The organism is Desulfosarcina cetonica JCM 12296, assembly GCF_001311845.1.
Taxonomy (GTDB): domain Bacteria; phylum Desulfobacterota; class Desulfobacteria; order Desulfobacterales; family Desulfosarcinaceae; genus Desulfosarcina; species Desulfosarcina cetonica.
The window spans coordinates 1-18,981 of record NZ_BBCC01000125.1 but is presented as its reverse complement, the minus strand read 5'-3'; the positions used below and the strand labels follow the sequence as shown (position 1 = coordinate 18,981).

At 58.8% G+C, this 18,981-nt stretch carries 21 protein-coding genes and 2 pseudogenes; 21 read left to right on the top strand and 2 right to left on the bottom strand.

Annotated elements, in window-relative coordinates:
• The first annotated feature begins 67 nt into the window (after positions 1-67).
• From JCM12296_RS22925 to JCM12296_RS22890, 8 genes are all read left to right on the top strand, one after another.
• Positions 68-565: an ABC transporter permease gene (locus tag JCM12296_RS22925; protein WP_246804760.1), complete on the top strand. Its 498-nt coding sequence runs from the start codon at positions 68-70 to the stop codon at positions 563-565.
• Complete coding sequence (locus JCM12296_RS48000) at positions 558-860, top strand: ATP-binding cassette domain-containing protein (protein WP_054698423.1); 303 nt, start codon at positions 558-560, stop codon at positions 858-860. The genes JCM12296_RS22925 and JCM12296_RS48000 overlap by 8 nt, the downstream gene beginning before the upstream one ends.
• Positions 821-1,297 carry an ATP-binding cassette domain-containing protein gene (locus JCM12296_RS47995; RefSeq protein WP_054698421.1) on the top strand — a complete coding sequence of 159 codons (477 nt, stop codon included), beginning with the start codon at positions 821-823 and terminating at the stop codon, positions 1,295-1,297. Before JCM12296_RS48000 ends, JCM12296_RS47995 begins: the two co-directional genes overlap by 40 nt.
• Positions 1,294-1,704, top strand: a complete 411-nt coding sequence (locus tag JCM12296_RS47990; protein ID WP_054698419.1) for an ATP-binding cassette domain-containing protein — start codon at positions 1,294-1,296, stop codon at positions 1,702-1,704. The genes JCM12296_RS47995 and JCM12296_RS47990 overlap by 4 nt, the downstream gene beginning before the upstream one ends.
• Before the next feature lie 82 nt (positions 1,705-1,786).
• Positions 1,787-2,290 carry an ATP-binding cassette domain-containing protein gene (locus JCM12296_RS47985; protein ID WP_281492129.1) on the top strand — a complete coding sequence of 168 codons (504 nt, stop codon included), beginning with the start codon at positions 1,787-1,789 and terminating at the stop codon, positions 2,288-2,290.
• 16 nt (positions 2,291-2,306) lie between these two features.
• On the top strand, positions 2,307-2,597 hold the full coding sequence (locus JCM12296_RS22900; RefSeq protein ID WP_054698416.1) for a hypothetical protein: 291 nt from the start codon (positions 2,307-2,309) through the stop codon (positions 2,595-2,597).
• Positions 2,597-3,301 carry an FmdE family protein gene (locus JCM12296_RS22895; protein ID WP_054698414.1) on the top strand — a complete coding sequence of 235 codons (705 nt, stop codon included), beginning with the start codon at positions 2,597-2,599 and terminating at the stop codon, positions 3,299-3,301. The genes JCM12296_RS22900 and JCM12296_RS22895 overlap by 1 nt, the downstream gene beginning before the upstream one ends.
• A 228-nt stretch (positions 3,302-3,529) precedes the next feature.
• Positions 3,530-4,666 (top strand): FmdE family protein, encoded by a 1,137-nt coding sequence (locus tag JCM12296_RS22890; protein WP_054698412.1) that lies wholly within the window; start codon positions 3,530-3,532, stop codon positions 4,664-4,666.
• A gap of 123 nt (positions 4,667-4,789) precedes the next feature.
• On the opposite strand, the gene JCM12296_RS22885 is transcribed toward JCM12296_RS22890, so the two are convergent.
• Positions 4,790-5,032, bottom strand: a complete 243-nt coding sequence (locus tag JCM12296_RS22885; protein WP_054698410.1) for an ABC transporter permease — start codon at positions 5,030-5,032, stop codon at positions 4,790-4,792.
• Positions 5,033-5,761: 729 nt separating this feature from the next.
• Here JCM12296_RS22885 and JCM12296_RS22880 point away from each other — a divergent pair.
• From JCM12296_RS22880 to JCM12296_RS22840, 9 genes and pseudogenes are all read left to right on the top strand, one after another.
• Complete coding sequence (locus JCM12296_RS22880) at positions 5,762-7,441, top strand: SAM-dependent methyltransferase (protein WP_054698408.1); 1,680 nt, start codon at positions 5,762-5,764, stop codon at positions 7,439-7,441.
• 172 nt (positions 7,442-7,613) lie between these two features.
• Positions 7,614-7,916: a DUF4198 domain-containing protein gene (locus JCM12296_RS22875; RefSeq protein ID WP_054698406.1), complete on the top strand. Its 303-nt coding sequence runs from the start codon at positions 7,614-7,616 to the stop codon at positions 7,914-7,916.
• Complete coding sequence (locus tag JCM12296_RS22870; RefSeq protein ID WP_083456422.1) at positions 7,880-8,446, top strand: DUF4198 domain-containing protein; 567 nt, start codon at positions 7,880-7,882, stop codon at positions 8,444-8,446. The genes JCM12296_RS22875 and JCM12296_RS22870 overlap by 37 nt, the downstream gene beginning before the upstream one ends.
• On the top strand, positions 8,446-9,864 hold the full coding sequence (locus tag JCM12296_RS22865; protein ID WP_083456421.1) for an APC family permease: 1,419 nt from the start codon (positions 8,446-8,448) through the stop codon (positions 9,862-9,864). Before JCM12296_RS22870 ends, JCM12296_RS22865 begins: the two co-directional genes overlap by 1 nt.
• Positions 9,865-9,909: 45 nt before the next feature.
• Positions 9,910-10,143 carry a hypothetical protein gene (locus JCM12296_RS22860; protein ID WP_054698402.1) on the top strand — a complete coding sequence of 78 codons (234 nt, stop codon included), beginning with the start codon at positions 9,910-9,912 and terminating at the stop codon, positions 10,141-10,143.
• A complete protein-coding gene (locus JCM12296_RS22855; protein ID WP_054698400.1) occupies positions 10,137-10,400 on the top strand; it encodes a hypothetical protein in 264 nt (87 codons plus the stop codon). Before JCM12296_RS22860 ends, JCM12296_RS22855 begins: the two co-directional genes overlap by 7 nt.
• 246 nt (positions 10,401-10,646) lie before the next feature.
• Positions 10,647-12,599: pseudogene (locus JCM12296_RS22845) on the top strand (spermidine synthase); the annotation flags it as partial.
• 764 nt (positions 12,600-13,363) lie between these two features.
• Positions 13,364-13,411 (top strand): annotated as a pseudogene (locus JCM12296_RS50735) (hypothetical protein); the annotation flags it as partial.
• Positions 13,412-13,432: 21 nt separating this feature from the next.
• Positions 13,433-13,684 carry a tetratricopeptide repeat protein gene (locus JCM12296_RS22840; protein ID WP_172684047.1) on the top strand — a complete coding sequence of 84 codons (252 nt, stop codon included), beginning with the start codon at positions 13,433-13,435 and terminating at the stop codon, positions 13,682-13,684.
• Here JCM12296_RS22840 and JCM12296_RS22835 read toward each other — a convergent pair.
• On the bottom strand, positions 13,676-15,124 hold the full coding sequence (locus tag JCM12296_RS22835; protein WP_218188238.1) for a B12-binding domain-containing radical SAM protein: 1,449 nt from the start codon (positions 15,122-15,124) through the stop codon (positions 13,676-13,678). The genes JCM12296_RS22840 and JCM12296_RS22835 overlap by 9 nt on opposite strands.
• Before the next feature lie 460 nt (positions 15,125-15,584).
• On the opposite strand from JCM12296_RS22835, the gene JCM12296_RS22830 reads away from it, so the two are divergent.
• The 4 genes from JCM12296_RS22830 (at position 15,585) to JCM12296_RS22815 (ending at position 18,791) form a co-directional block, all read left to right on the top strand.
• Entirely contained in the window at positions 15,585-16,334 is a 750-nt protein-coding gene (locus JCM12296_RS22830) for a glycosyltransferase family 25 protein (RefSeq protein ID WP_157067827.1), read from the top strand.
• A gap of 42 nt (positions 16,335-16,376) precedes the next feature.
• Positions 16,377-17,636, top strand: coding sequence for an MMPL family transporter (locus JCM12296_RS22825; protein ID WP_172684046.1), 1,260 nt, complete (start codon positions 16,377-16,379; stop codon positions 17,634-17,636).
• Positions 17,630-17,926: a hypothetical protein gene (locus tag JCM12296_RS22820; RefSeq protein ID WP_157067826.1), complete on the top strand. Its 297-nt coding sequence runs from the start codon at positions 17,630-17,632 to the stop codon at positions 17,924-17,926. Before JCM12296_RS22825 ends, JCM12296_RS22820 begins: the two co-directional genes overlap by 7 nt.
• A gap of 73 nt (positions 17,927-17,999) precedes the next feature.
• Positions 18,000-18,791: an MMPL family transporter gene (locus JCM12296_RS22815; protein WP_054698386.1), complete on the top strand. Its 792-nt coding sequence runs from the start codon at positions 18,000-18,002 to the stop codon at positions 18,789-18,791.
• Positions 18,792-18,981: the final 190 nt, after the last annotated feature.

Here is an 18,981-nt window from a genome sequence, read left to right as displayed (position 1 = left end):
ATTCTGGCCGGCTATCGGGGCGGCTGGCCGGACCGCGTGCTGATGCGCCTGATCGACATTTTTGCTGGTGCTCCCCGATCTTCCGGTAATGATCGTGCTGGCCGCGTTTCTCGGGCCGCGCGTCGAGACCATCATCTTCGTGCTGGCCGCCTTTTCCTGGGTGTTCACCGCGCGCATCGTGCGCAGCCGCGTGCTCAGTCTCAAACAGCGGCGTTATGTTCACGCAGCGGAAACCTATGGGGCCGGTGCCTTCTATTTGATGCGGCATCACTTTCTGCCGGAGATATTTCCCCTGGCCGCGGTGAGCATGATCCGGCTGGCCGGTCGGGCGATCGTTGCCGAGGCGGGGCTTTCCTTCCTTGGCCTGGGCGACCCCACCTCGCGTTCATGGGGCATGATCATTCACCATGTCCTGAGTTTCAAGGGCATCTACTATACCGATTTCTGGAAGTGGTGGCTGGTTTTTCCATGGCTGGCCCTGATGATTGTGGTGACCAGCCTGGCCCTGGTGGGCCGCGATCTCGAAAAGGCTGCTGACCCGCGCTGGAGGGCCACTGATGCTTGACGTCGAGAATCTGTCCATCGTCTACGATCGGGTCCGTCCCCCGGTACCGGCCGTCATGGGGGTAACCTTCCACCTCTCCGCCGGCGACCGCATGGGCCTGATTGGCGAATCCGGGTGCGGCAAGACCAGCCTGGGCCTATCCATCATGGGGCTGCTCGGTGATGCCGCGGTCAGTGGCAGTATCCGCTTTCAGGAGCATGAACTGACCTGCATGAAGGCATCGCGCCGCCGGTTGCTGCAGTGGCGCAAGATTGCATGGTCTTTCAGAACCGTTCGGAAGCGTTCAATCCGGTGATTCCCTTGGGCGAACAGCTGCGTGAGCCGCTTCGTACCCACCTGCGGCTTTCGGCCCGCGCCGCACGGGAGCGGGTCGCCGAACTGCTGACCCTGACCGGCCTCGATCCGGACTGGCAAGCGGGATACGCCCACCAGCTCTCCGGCGGCATGCGCCAGCGTGCGCTGATCGCCATGGCGCTGGCCTGTGAACCGGCGCTCTTGATCGTGGATGAGCCGACCACGTCACTGGATCCCGAATCCCGGGAAGCCATCGTGCAACTGCTGGATTCCCTGCAGCAGCAGATGGGGTTCGCCATGATTTTGATTTCCCACAATTTGCCGGCGGTCCGGCGGCTTACCCGTCAGTTGTTCACCCTGTATGCCGGCCGGGTGGTTGAGACCGGCATGACTGCCGATGTGTTGCGCAAGCCCCAACACCCCTACACCCGCGGTTGATCAATGCCTCCGCCGATTTTTTCCCCTACAAGGATCTATGGGGTATCGCCGGTTCGCCGCCCCGACCCGGGGAGACCGGCGGTTGCCCGTTTCAGGCGCGATGCTGCCAGTCATCCAAGACCTGTGCCCAAAAACGGCCCGAGCTGGTCCATGTGGGCCTGCAGCGCCAGGTGGCCTGCCACAAGGGCGGTATCCAGACGGTGCTGCAGGCCATGGACCTGAGAAAAACCTATCACCTGGGAAGTAAACGGATTGACGCGCTTCAAGGCGTCAGCCTGACGGTTCGTCGCGGAGAAGTGGTGGCCCTGGTGGGGGCCTCGGGGTCTGGAAAATCCACCCTGGCCCATATTCTCGTACAGGTGCTGGTGTCCGATGGCGGCGAAGTGAGATTTTGGGGCAGCCGGTGAGCGATCATGCGGCCACGGCCCGCATGGGTGGCATGCAGATGGTGTTTCAGGACCGGGGGAAGCCGTCAGTCATCGCTTGACGGTGATCGATGCCGTCCGCGAGCCCTTGGATATCATGGGCTGGCAGGATCGTCGCACGCGGGACGAAAAAGCGGTTGCCGCCTTGTCGGCCATGCAGCTGTCCACCACTCCGGATTTTCTGCACCGCACCTGCCATGCCTTGAGTGGCGGCCAGCGGCAGCGCGTGGCCATTGCACGGGCGCTCGTCAGTGATCCGCAGCTTTTGGTGGCCGATGAAATTACCGCCATGCTGGACCCTTCCACCCAGGCGGTGATCCTGCGGGAACTCAAGGGCCGCCAGAACGAAAATGGTTTTTCCCTGCTGTTTATCTCCCATGATATCGCGTTGGCCCGCAAAATTGCCGACCGGGTGTATGTCCTGAATCAAGGACGCCTGGTCGACCAGGGGGCCGCCTTCGAGGTGTTTGGCCGAGAGGTGTTTGACCAAGAGGCGTTTAACCAGATGGATGATGAGAATCGCGGATGGCGCGAACCCAGCGTCTTTCAAGCCGGAAAACGAAGTTAAAAAAGGAGAAAATGACATGCGTAAGACGACCCATTGGCTTTTCATCGGATTGTTTTCGGTAATCGTCGGTTTTAGTGGAAATGGTTTTGGGGCGACATTCGATGCGACCGTCACCCAGGCCATGGATACCCTGCGCGTCACTCAGGGCGATAGCGATTTTTTGGTGATGACCGATGCCCCTTTCGTGATGGTGGACGGCGTCAGTGCGCTGCCCTGGCTGGACCGGGCCCAAATAGCGACCGGTTGCACGGTGGGCAAGGGGAACCTGCTTTTTTCCAGCGTCCCCAGGACCATGCCTTTCGCCTGATGCTGTTCAAAAGAAGCGGCGCGGCGGTGATCGTCAGCCGGGAAGGGACGGGCTGGATTTCCGAATCCGTGGATCTGGGACCGGCGGCCATTTCCCAGCCGGCGTTCTGGAAGAAGACCGATGATTACAAGGCCGGCCGGGATCTTTTCACCCTGGCGGCCGTGGCCAATGCCTGGGCCAAGGGCGCGCCGTATGATTTCCTGAAAAGCGCCGAGCTCCACAACCACATCTGTCCGGGGCTGACCTCGGGCTACCTCATGGCCCACTACATTCTCAACCATTATCCCCTTTCAAAGGGACAGCGGTATACCGTGGTCTCCAGTCCGGTGTGGTGCAAGGAAGACGCCTTTCAGGTGATCATGGACTGCACGCCGGGGAAAAGAGGACTTGTCGTCAAGCCCCTTTCCGATGAACAGCTGGCGAAAATCACTGTCGCCCATCCGGCCGGCATGGTGCTTATCTGGGATGCCCAGAAAAAAAGCGGCAAGGGCGTGGCGCTGAGTTTCGATTTTGCCCCACTCAAGGATCTCTCCCCCAAAGACACGCCCAAGGCCGCCATGGTATTGGCCGCGCTGGACCATCTGGACCAGCCGGACCGGTTTGTCTCCACCGCCGCCGAATTCAAACTGGATGAAGCGCTTTACAATGGGATCATCCAAGCCGGCACGAATCCATATGCCTTGGCCGGCCTGGTTAAGCCATAACACCATTTAGCCCCGTCGTTTTTAATGGAAAGGAGGTGATCGAAGGCGGGCCCTAATGAAGCGGATATCCACAGAAGGATATCGATCCGGCACAAACGAGATGGTCTATTATGCTGATCCAGTCCAGGCCGCAAGACAACGCAACGAAACAGGGAAGGTTTCCAGATGGTGCAGGACGCACCTGGTGCGGCATGCAAAACAAATGTTGACTACAGAAAGGAGATCTTCATGTTTCGTCAAAAGCGTATTGCAGTGAAAACCGTCGTTCTTTCCATTTCGATCATGATCCTGTTGGTTACCGGATTTGCATTTTCCGCATCGGCCCGGGATTGCTCAACGAACAGCGATTATGCCTACTGGAAAACGGTCGGCCGACAGGCTGCGAAAAAGGCGGTTAAAATGCTGCCCCGGTCTTTTCATCGTTTCAATCCAAATAAATTCGTCGCCTTGACCAACGCGGGTTATGCCGAAATCGACGGACAATCCACCATGGGCGCGTTGGACGGCCTGGTCCAGGTGCTGGGTGTCGGCCGGGGTGACAGCAGCCTGGTGGAAGTCCACAGCGCCGCGGACAAGGCGCTCTGGTTTGCCATTTATCAACCGCGATCCGGGTTTTGCGTCTATTTGGAAGTCGATCCGGATGCCGTGTATCCCGATTGTTTTCATAGGCATAAGAACCATTACAATCTCTTCTCAACCGTTGCTATGGAGCAGATCAATGCAACGCATTTATTGGATATCGATAATGCAGAGGAATACGCTGAAAAATTCGACAATAAAATTTTTGGCGGCAATGAGTTCAGGATCGTGACCATCGCCAATGCCGTGGCCGAGGGGGCGCCGACCTATGCCATCCGGTCTTTTGAATTTCATGATCATTACTGCCCCGGTGTCACCTCCGGCATTTTGATGGCCCAATACCTGAAAACCTTTTATCCTCTGGAGACCGGTGGGAGTTATTTCGTACAAGGAGTCAAACCTTCCTGTAAGGAGGATGCCCTGCAGGTCATGTTAAATACGACGCCGGGAAAGGGAGGCTATAGTGTTACCTACCCAACCAGTGAGGACATTGACAACTGGCCGGAGGATTTGCAATCGGCACGCAACATCGCTTATGTAAAACAATCGAGCGAGAGCACTTGGACGGCATTGGTGCTTGGCTACCAGGGGGGCGAAACGGGCTGCCTGGAGTATGGACATAGCGTGATGAATAAACTCTGTGCGGATTTGTGGTATTTGGAAAAGCTGGATCAGCCCGAGGAATTTGTTACTGTCCTGGACAGTGTGTCACTTGAATCCGGCGAGTCGCCAAAAGATTATGCGCGACCGGGTATGGATCCGATCCTTACCTTGTTCCCCTATTAACAGGGAGATGAAGCGCAAGCGGAATCGTCTCTAAACAAGACTGGATCAAATCGAAAATCAGGCCGTGGCGTCGCAACGACAACGCCACGGCCGAACCATTTTAGGACGATAGCTGGCGTCAGGTTATTCATGGCGCATGGCATCGATGGGATTCAAGCGGGCCGCCTGGCGTGCCGGGAAATAGCCGAACACGATGCCGACCGTCGCTGAGAAGAGAAAAGCGATAAATGTGATGCCGGTGTTTAGAATGAAGGGGATGTCAAACAACCCTGCGCCGCTGGCCGCCGCCGTCAAGCCCACCAGAATACCCACCAGCCCGCCGAAGGAAGAAAACACCTCCGCTTCGATATTGCCCTTTGATGTCAAGCCCGCCTCATCATGCAACCATTTCAGCTGTCAGGATGGCTTGAATCCAACGGGTTTATCAAGCAGGCGCTTCGGGGCTCAGATGTGAGGCCACGCAAAAGGAACCTCAGACAATTCTTCTTCCAGTTCTCGTTTTCGAGGGTCGATCGCAACCGGTTGTCGGAAACAAACCGACCCGCGTTTATTTCCTTGACGCTCGAACCGTTATGAGATAGAGACCATCATTTGTCAGGCGGTATACGACTACTGGTGCAATGAAGGCGCTTCTTCGCTTGACGACCCGCAGTTTTTTATTTCGACACTTACAAATCAGCCACCCTAACAATATCTACAGCCACGAAGGCTTGGGCGGATGTGCCCCTGTTTTTGTGGCTTTTTTTGTTTGAACTGCAGAAATGACGGGTTTGGTGTTTCAGGCTGTCGTGGTTCGTCGTGCCGTTATTTAAGTCGGAAGCGTTGATGGATAGGCACGACATGAGAAAACGCAGCCCCATCCCGGCCAGGACGTATGGGCTGCTTTTGCCTTACGAGGGGTATGTGAATGTGAGCGCTTCCCGTTCCGACCCTCCCGTTCCGATATCGATCGGCGGGTCGCCGTGTTCAGCACTGGTGACGATTACGATTCCAGCTATCCGGAAATAACGGAATCCTTATGGGAGCCCTACCGGGAGCCCATCTGGGATAATGCTCATAGGCTCAACTTGGAATACTGAGAATGGAGAAACTCGCATGCATGACAAAAAGACGAAGTATCGGATCTGGACGGGCGGCCTGCTGTTGGCTCTGGCATGGATATTTGTCATCGGGTGCGCAACCCACCCGCCGCTGACCGAAAACAGCCAAGCAAAAACACCCGGAAGCTATACGGTCGTGGGGATCGGGCCAGGGGATGGCGATCTGCTGACCGTGCGCGCGGCGGAGGCCATCCGCAACGCGGATGTGGTTTTCTGCAACCCGAAAACCCGACAGAAACTGGCCGCTTATATCGATTTTAGCGACAAACGGGTGGTGGACGGCTATGGCGTCCTGTTCCGTTATTACGGCAGGGACTGCAAAAAAATCAGCCAGGGGGAAAAGAGGCCCGGGGAACCGATGCGCTGCGAGGAATATCACCGCAAACAGGCGGAATTTGCCACCATGGTAAGGGACGCCGTATCAGCGGGCAAGCATGTGGTTTTGCTCAGTGGCGGCGATCCCACCATTTACGGGCCGGATATGTGGACGGTGAAGGAACTGAAAGACCTCGCGCCAACGGTCATTCCCGGTCTTAGCGCGTTCAACGCCGCCAATGCGGCCCTTAAGGTCAGCCTGGGAGAAGTCATCCTTACGGCGCCTTTCAAAAAAGAGGGCAGCCGGGATACTATCGAGCAACTGGCCGGTCATGAACGCGCCACCATGGTCATTTTCATGCCTCGGGACATGCAGGCGCTGTTTGCGCGTCTTTCGCAGTCCTACCCGGCCCAGACCCCGGCAGCCATTGTCAGTAATGCCGGTGTGGTCGGGCAGGAGAAGGTCACCATGGGAACGGTGGGCGGATTTTCCGCCGATACTTCCGGGATCGATCGATGGCGGTCCATCGTTTACGTGGGCGAAGCGCTGAGCCGGGCGGCAGTCAATCCTGACTTGTCATCGCAACCGACCGGCCAGGGAAAATTCTATTTGGTGGGTGTGGGGCCCGGCGACCCCGATCTGATCACCCTGCGGGGGCTGAAGGTCATCGAATCGGCTGATCTGGTTTTCGCCCACCAACGACTCAAGGATAAGTTCCAGGACGTTTTGTCCGGCAAGGAAGTGCTCACCGGTTATCACCGCCTTTTTCCCTTTTACGGGAAGCCCTGTGCCAAGGGCCAGCCCGCCGAGCAAAGACGGGAGCAAATGAGTTGTGAGGAATATCACCAAAAGCAGGAAGAATTCGCCGCCTTGGTGCGCGCGGCGGTGGCCGACGGCAAAACCGTGGCCATGCTCGACAGCGGCGACCCCTTGGTTTACGGCCCCTGTTCGTGGTCACTGACCGAGTTGCGTGATCTCGATACCGAAGTGGTCCCCGGCCTGAGTTGCTTCAACGCCGCCAATGCGGCCCTCAAGGCCGGCGTCACCGAAGGTAAAAGCTCCCATTCGGTGATCTTGGCATCCGGATGGTCGGTGGCGGATATGGCCGTCCATCAGAGCACCATGGTGCTGTTTACCATGCGCACGCAGTTCCAAAAATTCATTGACGGCCTGTCCGCCCATTACGCTCCCGATACACCCGTGGCCATCGTTTTCAGCGCCGGTTATGCGGAAAAGGAGCGGGTGCTGCAAGGGAGCCTGGGGACGATTCTGGAGCAGGTGGGAACTGGCCGCATGCCCTTCGAGTATCTGCTTTATGTGGGCGATTTTTTAGCCGATGGCGGGCGGGTTGCCCAATAATTGACGGATTCGTAAAAAGCCCGATATCGGCGTTACGCTCATCTTTCGTCACTGCGGCGTACGCCAAGTACGCCTCATTCCTCAGGATTCGCAAGCCTTGATCTCGGGCTTTTTACGAATCCGTCGGAAAAGCGACTTTTTACGCCTAAAATAGTAAACAGGGAGAATTGAAATGTTGCGAAAAGCCTTCGTCGTTCTGATGGTCACGGTGTTTTGTTCGCTTGCCTTTGGTGGCGCTGCCCATGCCCACAACTTGTGGCTCAATCCCGATAATTACTTCCCAGCGGTTGGCACGACCGTCGAGATCGGCATCGGCTGGGGGCACACGTATCCGGCCAACCGCGTGGATCAGCAGATTAAGGACGGACAGCTGGAGAATATTCAGGCGGTCGATCCCAGCGGCGCCACGGTCGATCTGACCCAGATGTCGACGGGAAAATACCAATTGGCCATCGACAAGCCGGGCGCTGGCTGATTACTGCCCGGGTCAAGCCAGGTTTCTTCACGATGACACCCGATGGCCGCAAATGGGGGAATAAGAAGGCGGTTGAAAACGCCGTCAAGTGCACCAACTTTCATCTCCAGGCGAAAACCGTGCTGATTGCCGGCGGTAGCGACAAAAATCTCGGTGGTGTGACCGGTCAACCCCTCGAGATCATCCCGATTACCGATCCATCGAAGATAAAGGCCGGCGATGGATTGGCGGTCCAGGTCCTTTTCAATGAGAAACCGCTTGCCGATGCAACGGTCAGAGCCACCTATGCCGGATTCAATGCTGAAGATATCGCGCCTCATAAACCGGCTCCACCAGAAAAAAAGGATACCAAAAAAAGACACCACCATTATCCGGTGGAGACCAGCACCGACGCCCAAGGCAAGGCCGCGCTGCAATTGAAAAATGCCGGCTATTGGATGGTCACGATTTCCCATCGCTGCCCGTTTGCCGACCTGGAAACCTGTGATGAGTATATGCATAACGTGGCGTTTACCTTTGAAGTTAAATAATGAAAAATGCATTCAACGCAAATGGACTGAAGCGCGAGATCGGCGGGTTTTCGGCCACGGCCCTGGTCGTGGCCAACATGGTCGGAACCGGTATCTTCACAACCACCGGGTTTATCATGGCCGAGTTGGGCAGCCCGCGCGCACTGCTTCTGTGCTGGCTGTGCGGCGGGCTGTTCGCCCTGTGCGGCGCCCTGTGCTACGGAGAACTGGGTGTGCGGTTCCCCCGGGCCGGCGGCGAGTATGTTTTTCTCAGGGAGAGCCTGGGGCCGCCGGTGGGCTTTTTGTCCGGGTGGATTTCCCTGATCGTCGGTTTTTCCGCACCCATTGCCGCCTCGGCGATGGCCTTTGCCACCTATCTTTCCCAGGCCTTTTCAATTCCCATGGACCAAGGCGGGATGACCTTCTCCCTGGCCGGCACGCGGCTGGCGACCCTGTCCCCCTCGACCCTTACCGCCATGGGCGTGATCCTGATCTTCTCCATGGTCCATTACCACAGTCTGCGCGTGGGCAGCCGCGTGCAGAACGGGCTGACCGTGTTCAAGCTGATCCTGATCGTCGCCTTCATCGGCGCCGGGTTTGTCATAGGCAAGGGCAGTACGGCCCATTTCTCGGCTCCTGCGTCGATCGCATGGTCGTCGGAGAAGTTTGCCGTTGCCCTGATTTTCGTCTCCTTTGCCTATAGCGGATGGAATGCCGCCGCTTACCTGGGTGCGGAGATCACCGACCCGCAGCGCAACATCCCGCTTTCGCTGTTCGCTGGCACGGCTGTCGTGGTGATCCTCTATTTGCTGCTGAATCTCGTCTACCTCTACGCACTGCCCCCCGAAGATATTAAAGGCGTGCTCGAAATCGGCGCCAAATCGGCGGAATCCCTTTTCGGCCCCCATTTGCGCAGGATTTTCAGCGCGGCGGTCGCCCTGGGGCTGTTGTCGGTTCTGAGCGCCATGATTATGACCGGGCCCCGGATCTACTACGCCATGTCCAAAGACCGGCTTTTCTTCCCTGTATTCGGCCGTCTGAACATGAATCGGAAGACGCCCGCCGCATCCATTTTCCTGCAGGCCGGCATTGCCATCATCATGGTGGTTTCCGCATCCTTCGACAGCCTTTTGCTCTATATCGGATTTACTCTTTCGCTGTTCGCCATGTTGACGGTGGTCGGCTTGATGGTCATTCGCCAAAGATCCGCTCCTGCTGCCGGCACCTACCGGACTTTCGGCTATCCGTTGACCCCACTGGTGTTCATCTTGGGCAATCTGTGGATCATTTTTTTCTCGATCCGGAGCCGGCCGATAACCGCTCTGTTCGGGCTGGGAACCATCGGGCTAGGACTTGTGGCCTATTTCTTTTTCAGTCGCCTGCATCCGTTCGAGCAGGAGAAGACGCCGCTCGGGGAGGCGGTGAATGCCGAACGTTGATCAGACGGTCATGCCGGTGTTGTGGTGTTGAATAAGGAGAAGCGCATGAAAACCCTTTTGACCATTTGGAATGTAATTTTAGCGGCAACGCTTTTGACCGCTTCGGCAGGCTGGTGCCATGGCGTCGAGGGGCGTGTTGATTCGGCCGGCGGCTATTGCATCACGGCGCTTTACGACGATGGGGAACCCATGAGCTATGCCGCGTCGAGATCAAGGCCCCCCAATCGGACATCGCCTTTCAAACGGGTCGAACCGATCGCAACGGTTGCTTCATGGTGAACGCTGACGTCCCCGGCGCTTGGCAGGCCATCGTCAGTGACGGCATGGGGCACCGCCTGGCGCTGGACTTTACGGTGGCTGCGGAAGGCCAGGCCGATGCGACCGGCCAACCGCCGGCCACCCCGACCGCCTCGCAGAAAATGCCGCGTCCATTGACGGCGCTGGCCGGTCTGGCGATCATTTTTGGTTTGTGCGGCTTTATCTATGGCTGGAAAGCGCGGCGTCTGAAAGCCGACGTTGATCCGGCTTTGCCTTAGCCCATTGAAAACCGCTTCCTCCCAGCCTTTGTCAGTGGCGGTTGGCCGCAGTTATCGCTCCGTGTTCGTGGCCGGCTGCTTTTTCCTTTCCGGTGCCGCCGGCCTGGTCTATGAAGTCCTTTGGGTGCGGCTGATCGACAAAGTCATCGGCAGTGCACCCTTTAGCGTGGCAACGGTGCTTTCCGTTTTCATGGCCGGGCTGGCCTTGGGCAGCTACCTCTCCGGTCGGCTGATTGATCGGATCACTTGGCGGATCACTCGGCGGGTCACTCGGCGGGTCACCCGGCGCTCGGCGCTCCTTGCGGTCTACGGCGTCATGGAGCTGGGCATTGGCGCCTGTGCCCTTTTCATACCCAGATTGATCAACGCCGCGTTGCCGCTCTACCAGCCATCTACGACCGGCTCCTCGACCATTTTTGGTGTTATCTGGCGGCCGCGTTTGGCGGCTGTGTTCTCATCCTGGTGGTGCCCGCCGCGCTCATGGGAGCGACGTTGCCGGTTCTTTGCCGGTATTATGTCCTGCGCTTGGAGCATATCGGCGCCCGCACCGGCTGGCTGTACGGCCTCAACACGGTAGGCGCGGCCCTGGGTGTGCTTTTGTGCGGGTTTGTGCTGATCAACAGTCTGGGCGTCTGGCGGAGCCTGACCCTGTTCGCCGGCGTCAATGGCCTGATCGGCATTTCCTGCATCCTGCTCTCCCGCCTGGGGGCAGCCGAGGGCAAGCGTCCCAGCTCGAAAAAAGACCGGGAACCGGCAAGACACCCGGTGCAGCCGGTGATGGCGGACGGTGCCGATACGCGCACAGCGCGTCTGGGGGTGTCCCTGTTCGCCGTTTCCGGATTTTGCGCCATGGCCTATGAAGTCTTGTGGACCAGGCTTTTGGGGCTCATCGCCGGACCGACCACCTATTGCTTCACCCTGGTGGTGGCGGCCTTTATCGTGGGGCTGGCCGTGGGCAGCATTCTTTTCGGCCGCTTGGCCGACCGGACCCCCCACGCTCTGGGCTGGATGATCGGCACGCAGATGGCGGCCGCTTTGGCGGCCCTTGCCGTCAGCCAACTGCTGGGAGGGGGACAGTTCTTTTTCGCCAAATTGATCCATGCCTATCAAGGACACTTTTCTCACCTTGTGCTCATCCAATCGATCGTGATTTTCTGCGTGCTGCTGGCGCCAACCCTTTTCCTGGGCGCTGCGTTTCCGCTGGTCAACCGCATCGCCATATCATCCATCGCCACCCTGGGACGCCGTCTGGGGACCGCCTATGCCCTGAATACCCTGGGCGCCCTGTCCGGCTCATTTGCCGCCGGGTTTGTGCTGGTTCCCTGGATGGGCAAGATGAACGGTTTGCGGCTGGTCATCGCGCTTCAATTCTCCCTGGCCGGCCTGTTGGGCTTGCGGCTGACCTTTCTCCATTCGACTCGGCGATGGCAGCGGCTGGTCAGTGCCGGGCTGGTCGCCATCGGATGCTTGCTGATCGGCCTTTTCCCCAACTGGCGTACGGATCTGCTTTCCCGGGGATGGTATCGTGACTTCGGCGTGCTTCAGGCGGATCTGGACCGCAGCGGGTGGATCGAGGCGCTGATGCGCGGAAGCCGACGGATCGCCGACCACCGCCAGGGATTGGCGGTCGTTTTTCAGGGGGAAGGGGCCAGCGGCTTCACCACCGTGGAAAAGGAAACCACCAGCCTGGGAACCGTCGAGTTCGCCCTTTTCAACAGCGGAAAAGCCGATGCCTCATCCCATGGGGACCGCTCCACGCAGACGCTCTCGGCGCACATTCCCATGTTGTTCCATCCCAAGGCCGAAAAGGTCATGCTGCTGGGACTGGCCAGTGGCATGACCGCCGGAGAGGTACTGCTCTATCCGGTCGAGCGCCTGGACATCCTGGAGATCAATGCGGCGGTGGCCATCGCCTGCCGGAACTACTTCGCCCCATGGAACAATCACTGCCTGGATGATCCGCGCACGCGTCTGATCGTTCAGGATGGCCGCAATCACCTGGCCCTGACCCGCGAAATTTACGATGTGATCATCTCGGAACCGTCCAATCCCTGGATGGCCGGACTGGCCAATCTCTATTCCCTGGATTTCTTCCAGCTGGCCCGACGGCGCCTGAGCCAGGATGGCATCTTCGCCCAATGGATCCAGGCCTATGAATTGGATGGGGAGACCTTTTCCCTGTTGGGAAGAACGTTTGCCATGGCGTTCCCGGCCAACGCCCTGATCAAGGTGGGGCCCGTGGATTACCTGATGCTGGGGTTCAACAATCCCGAACAGCGGTTCGACTGGACCATCGCCGAGCACAACGCCCATTATGCCAAACGCTCGTCAATCGTTGACTTCGCCGATATCGGTTTTCTCGTTCACCTGATCCTGAACGAGGACCTGCGGCAGCTCTTTGGTCCGGGACGGCTGCATACGGACGATCGACCGTATCTGGAGTTCTCGGCACCCCGGACCCTCTACCACAGCAATGTGGATATCGCGCGCATGATCGGTAAAACGCGTCGCTTGTCTCCGGTGAATCAGCGGTTTCTCGACAGCCACAATGATGCCGGGACCTTGCTCGATCTGGTGGCATTCGCCGCGTCAGCCAATCTGCCCATGTTCGATGTGCTTTCGATGGCGAATCTCGATCCCGGCCAGCGGCAGCGCTACCGGAAAACCGTCGTTGATTATTGCGGACGGGTCATGGTGCCATCCTATGGGATGTTCAGTGACGCCGATCTCAAAGCCGCTTGCGCCGACATTCAGATTGCCGCCATCCAAAAGAAACGCAAGACCCATGGGGCCTCGACGATCGACAACTACAATCTGGCCCTGGCCCACCTCGCAACGGGCGAGAACGCCGCTGCCGCTGAATGCCTGCGTGCGGTCATCGCGCTCGATCCGGCCTATGAGCCGGCTTTGACGACCCTTGGCCTGCTGATGGCCGAAACCGGATCCCTGGATGAGCCGCACGGTTGTTTACGGCCGCCATCGGCTTGGCACCGCGCAAGGCGGATGCCCATAAATATCTGGGAATGGTGGAATTGCGCCGCAACGCACCGGGGCGTGCCATCGACCGCCTGACCACCGCGCTTGGGTTAACGCCCGATGATGCGCTGATTCTTGGCGAACTGGGCACCGCGTATTACCTGCAGGGGAATCTGCCAAAAGCCATGGCCCTTCTGAACACGGCCCTGTCACACAACCCTACTGATGCGCAGAGCCGTTATTACCTGGAATTGGCAATGCGAAAGCAAAACGGCGAACGGCCCGCTGCTGACGCCCCGCTAAAATAGGCGGTATTCACCCCATTCCACGGTCAACCGCAGGCTCGCCGCTGACGCATATGGATTTTTCGGTTCAAAGGTGCGCATGGCGGAAAGAAAGCTGGGCAGGTCGCGCAGCAGCCGCCAGAAGCTGTGGCGGTGCTCCCAGGTTCGCCGGCGGATTTTTCTGCGCCAGGCCGGGTCGCTGTAAAACCGTTTCACATGGGTATTGTAGAGCTGATCGAGGACCTCCCGGGATTCGATGGCCTCGGGAAGGAAGACGAAATTCAGGCAGTTCATCCTGCGCCAGTCCTCCTCCAACTGACCCTGTTCATGGATGGTCCGCCATACCGGAGCGCCGTGAAAGGGGGTGAACTTGGACATGTTCATGTCGTCCAGCCCCAGGGAGAGCACCAGATCGCTGGTCTTTTGAATCGAGGCTTCGGTTTCTCCGGGAAGGCCCATCATGAACAGCCCCTTGGCCCGCAGGCCCGCCGCCTGAATGCGCTTTACCGTATCGCGAACCTCTTCCAGATGAACGCCCGGCTTGTGCACACTCATCAGATCCGTGTCGCCGGTTTCGATGCCCAGAGAAACCATCAGGCAGCCCGCCCGCTTGAGCAGGTTCAGGAGCTCGTCATCCGCGTGACCCGCGCGCACGGCGCAGTTGAACTGGATGCCCAGGGGCCTTGCGGCCAGAAGGTCGCAGAGTTCGATGATGCGCCGGCGGTTCAAGGTGAACAGGTCGTCGTAGATGTTGAGGTGGCGGATACCGAAGCGCCGGCGCAGATAGCGCATGTGGGTGTAGACATAGGCCGCCGAGTTGTAGCGGAAACTTCGCTTGAAAACGGAACGGTCGCAATACGAGCACTGGTAGGGACAGCCCCGGCTGGTTACCATGGTGGCTCCCGGCGCCTGGACATAGCTGAAAAGGGGCAGGTGGTAGCGTTTGGGAAAACCGGTTAACTTCTCATAGGCCGGAAAGGGCAGGCTGTCCAAATCGGCGATGGGCTCCCGTGGCGGATTGGTGACCGCGCGGCCGTTGTCCCGCCACACCAGCCCGGCAATCGTTTCCATTGGCATGCCCGCGGCCAGGTCGGTCAGCGTACGTTCCCCTTCACCCATGCACAGGTAATCGATGGCGCTGAAATGATGCAGCAGGGGCCCTCCCAGGGCGGAGACATGCACGCCGCCGAAGATCACCGGCGTGTCGGGGGAAAGGGCCTTGATCCGGGAGGCGATTCCATAGGCGTCCAAAAAACCGGCCGTGGTCGTGGAAAATCCCACCAGCTCGGGCGCCTCGCCAAGAATGCGCCGGGCGTTGGGGTCGGCGCCGGAGAGCGCGTCCGGTCCCAGGCAGTCCACAACCGAAACGGCATGACCGGCACGTTCCAGATAGGCGGCAATGGAGAGCAGACCCAAGGGGGGCATGCGATTGGCGGTGGCGGTGATATCTTTTCGGCCGGGCACCAGTTGGTGCCGGCCGGATGAACCAGGACAATTTTCAAGATCGGATCCTTTGTGGCGGTTTTTTCCCCGGTAAAAATACAGCATTCAAGATGATGTTTTTGGCAAGGCCAGAGGGAGGAAGCTGTATAAACAATACCGCGACGACCGATAACGCCGCCCAAAGACATCATCTTGAATGCTATAGGCTATTACCGCTGGCATCGGCCATTGTAAAGGCCGATGATCGCATGCTACGGTGACGCCGCCAGTAGGGGAACCGCATTTGGAACCGATTCTATAAAGAAATGGTCGCAGGCAAGGCCAGCTCCTACAACAAACGACGATACATATTGATATTACAGGAAGTTGTAGGAGCGGGCCATGCCCGCGAAAAGTTGGAATCGATCCAAATGCGGTTGCCCTGCGGCTGCCGGTGATTTTTATTGTATTGATGGCCCAGCTGCTATATTGGGGGGCCATCATGCCGTCGGAACAGAGCGGATTCGCGTCGTGGGGCGGAACGGGCATCATGTCAGGTTTTTGGGATCGTATCGATAAAATATACTGCATCTCCGTGGACACAAGGACCGATCGGCGGATTGAGGCCGGTGCGCAGTTTGAGCTCCTGGGAATCCAGGCGCGGGTGGAATTCGTTGTCGTCCCCAAACATCCAACGGATTGCGAGCAGGGCATCTATGAATCCCACCTGCAATGCATGCAAATGGGCCTTGCCGCAGGTGCCCGCAGAATTCTGATTTTCGAGGACGACGTTATTTTCGATCGGGTCGAAGGCCGCACCCTGGACCGCCTGGCCGGGTTTGTCGACCGGCACCAAGGCTGGCACATGCTTTTTCTGGGCTGCATGGTCAGCGGCAGCCGCCGCTCAGGCGACCCGTCGGTGCGCCGGATCAAATACCGCAGCCTGACCCACGCCTACGTTGTTCATCGCGATTTTGCCGCGTTTGTGTTGCAGCACCCCTGGCGCGGGATTCCCTATGACGATTTTCTCAGGGATTTGCGCGATGATGGGATGTATGCCGCCTATCCGGCAATCGCCTTTCAAAGCAATTCGCCCTCCGACAACGCGCGCTATCTTCGCCTGGATCGATTTCGCCGACTCTGCGGCGGGCTCCGGATCCTTCAAAAACAGAACGAATTCTACCACCGCCACCGGCTGCTGATTATCGGCGGTCATGTGCTGGCGTTGCTGATGCTTTTACAGGCCTTGTAAATGAAATCCCTTCGGCTTAACTGGCCCCTTTTCGGAGTGACGATGCTTGCCATTCTCATCCTTGTGGGGGCAAGCTTCCTGCGGGTCCGGATCGACACGGATATCACCCATTTTTTGCCCCAGAAGGAAGCTGTTTTCTCCGATGCGGCTTATGTGTTCAAGCACCATCCCCTGCAAGGCGAGATGGCCATCGATCTGGGGGTGAGCGTCGCCGATGCGGATCGGCTGGTCCGTTGCGCCGAGCTGGCGGAAGCGCGCATGCGAGAAAGCGGCCTTTTCGCCCGCGTGGGCACGGAAGCGATTCAGGCGCTGATTCCGGCCCTGCTCAACCACATCACCGACCATCTGCCGGTGCTTTTTTCGCAGCAAACCCTTGACGCGCAGGTTCTGCCGCGGCTCGACCCGCAGCGTATTCGTTCGCGCATGGCCGAACTTCAACGGCAGCTTTTGGATCTTGGCGCCATCGGCCAGGCCGGTTTCATCGCTCGGGATCCCTTGGGCATCGGCGGCCTGATCATGGCCCGCCTGTCCCAATTGGCCCCGTCGGGCAACATCGAGATCTACAAGGGCAAGCTGCTTTCGCCGGATCACCGGCATCTTCTGTTGGTGGCCACACCGATCCAGTCCGCCACGGATACGGCATTCGCCGGCCGGTTGAACGCGCTCATGACCGCCATCGGCGATGAACTGGCGTTAACCTTCGGCGCGCCCGAAAAAGTGACGGTGACACCCATGGGGGCCTACCGCGCCGCCCTGGACAACGAACATATCGCCAAACGGGATGTGCGACGGGCGATTTTCTTCTCGACCCTGGGCATCGCCCTGCTTCTCATCTTCTCCTTTCCCCGGCCGGTGGTGGGGCTTTTTGCCTTCATGCCGGCCATTGCCGGGACCGTGACGGCTTTTTTCGTTCTATCCCTCTGGCATCAACGGGTTTCCATCATGGCCCTGGGGTTTGGCGGGGCGATCATTTCCATGACCGTGGATTGCGGCATCGCCTATCTGCTTTTTCTCGACCGACGCCAAACCTCCTTCGGACGGGAAGCCTCGACCGAAATCTGGGCCGTCGGCCTGGTCGCCGCGATGACGACCGTGGGTGCTTTCGCGGCGCTTTCGCTGACGGCGTTTCCGGTGTTTGTGCAGCTTGGCCAGTTCTCGGCCATGGGTATCGGCTTTTCCTTTTGTTCGTTCATCTGGTTTTTCCGCGGATTTTCCCGGAACTGCCACCGGCCACGGATCGGCCCATGCCCTTTCGCCGCCTTGTGGCCGCGCTGCCCGAGCCCGGGAAAAGGGCCGTGCTGATCGCCCTGGTCTTCGGCCTGGGGATGGCGTTTTTCGCGACGCCGCGCTTTAACATCAGCCTGACCGCCATGAACACCGTGACGCGGGAAACTCAGGCGGCCGAGGCGCTGATGACCGATGTTTGGGGCGCGAGCATTTTCAACAAGATTTACATGCTGACCGAAGCGGCGTCACCGCTTGGGCTGCAGGCGGCCGGGGACCGTCTGCTGCCGGCGCTTGCGGCCGATACGGCGGCGGGTCGTCTCGACGTCGGGTTTCTGCCCGCCATGATTTTCCGGGAGAGGCCCTGAGCCAAGAGCATTTTTCGGCCTGGAAGCTTTCTGGACGCCGGCCAGAGTCGCCGCGACCCGGCAGGCCCTGGCCGTGGCCACGGACTATGGGTTCGCGGACGATGCCTTTCGCCCCTTTTTCGACATGCTCACGGCAGACGCTCCGCCCATGGGGGGGGCAAGCATGCCGGAACGGTTTTACGCGCTCATGGGAATCTCCCGCACCACTGAGAACACCTGGATTCAGGTTTCCGCCATCACTCCCGGGGCCGGCTATGATCCCAAGGCATTTCGCGACGCCTACGGCCAGACGGCGCGTATCTTCGATCCGCGCTTTTTCTCCGAACGACTGGGTCACACGCTCTTTTTCTCGTTCATGGAAATGCTCGTGGTCATCGGTATCGCCTTGGTGATTCTGCTTTTTTTCTTTTTTCTGGATATCAAACTGGTCGGCATCATCCTCGCGCCGATCGCCTTTGCCATGGTCAGCACCCTCGGCACGATGAATCTGATCGAAAAATCCCTGGATATCCCGGCGCTCATGCTCGCCATCGTCGTGCTCGGGATGGGGGTCGACTATGCCCTTTATCTGGTGCGGGCCTACCAGCGCTATGGCGGGCCGGAATCGTCGTCGTTCGCGCGCATCAAGTTGACCGTCATGCTGGCCGCTGCCTCCACGCTGATCGGCTTCGGTGTGTTGTGCTTTGCCGAGCATACCCTGCTGCGAAGCGCCGGCGTGACTTTTTTCTCGGCATCGGTTATTCGCTCATCGGCGCCTGGTGATCTTACCCCCCCTATTGAAGCATCACTTCCAGCGGTCGCCCATCCAGCCCGAGGCCAATGCCGGCTGGCGCGCGCGCGTATTGGCCCACTATCGTCCGCTTGAGGTCTATCCGCGGATGTTTGCCCGTTTCAAAACCAAGGCCGATATCATGTTCAGCGAACTGCCACGATTTCTCAATGGCGGCCGACCGATGCGCACGGTGCTTGATATCGGCTGCGGTTTCGGGGTTCCGGGATGCTGGGTTTTGGAGCACTTCGAAAAGGTTCGGATCTACGCGCTGGATCCCGATCCC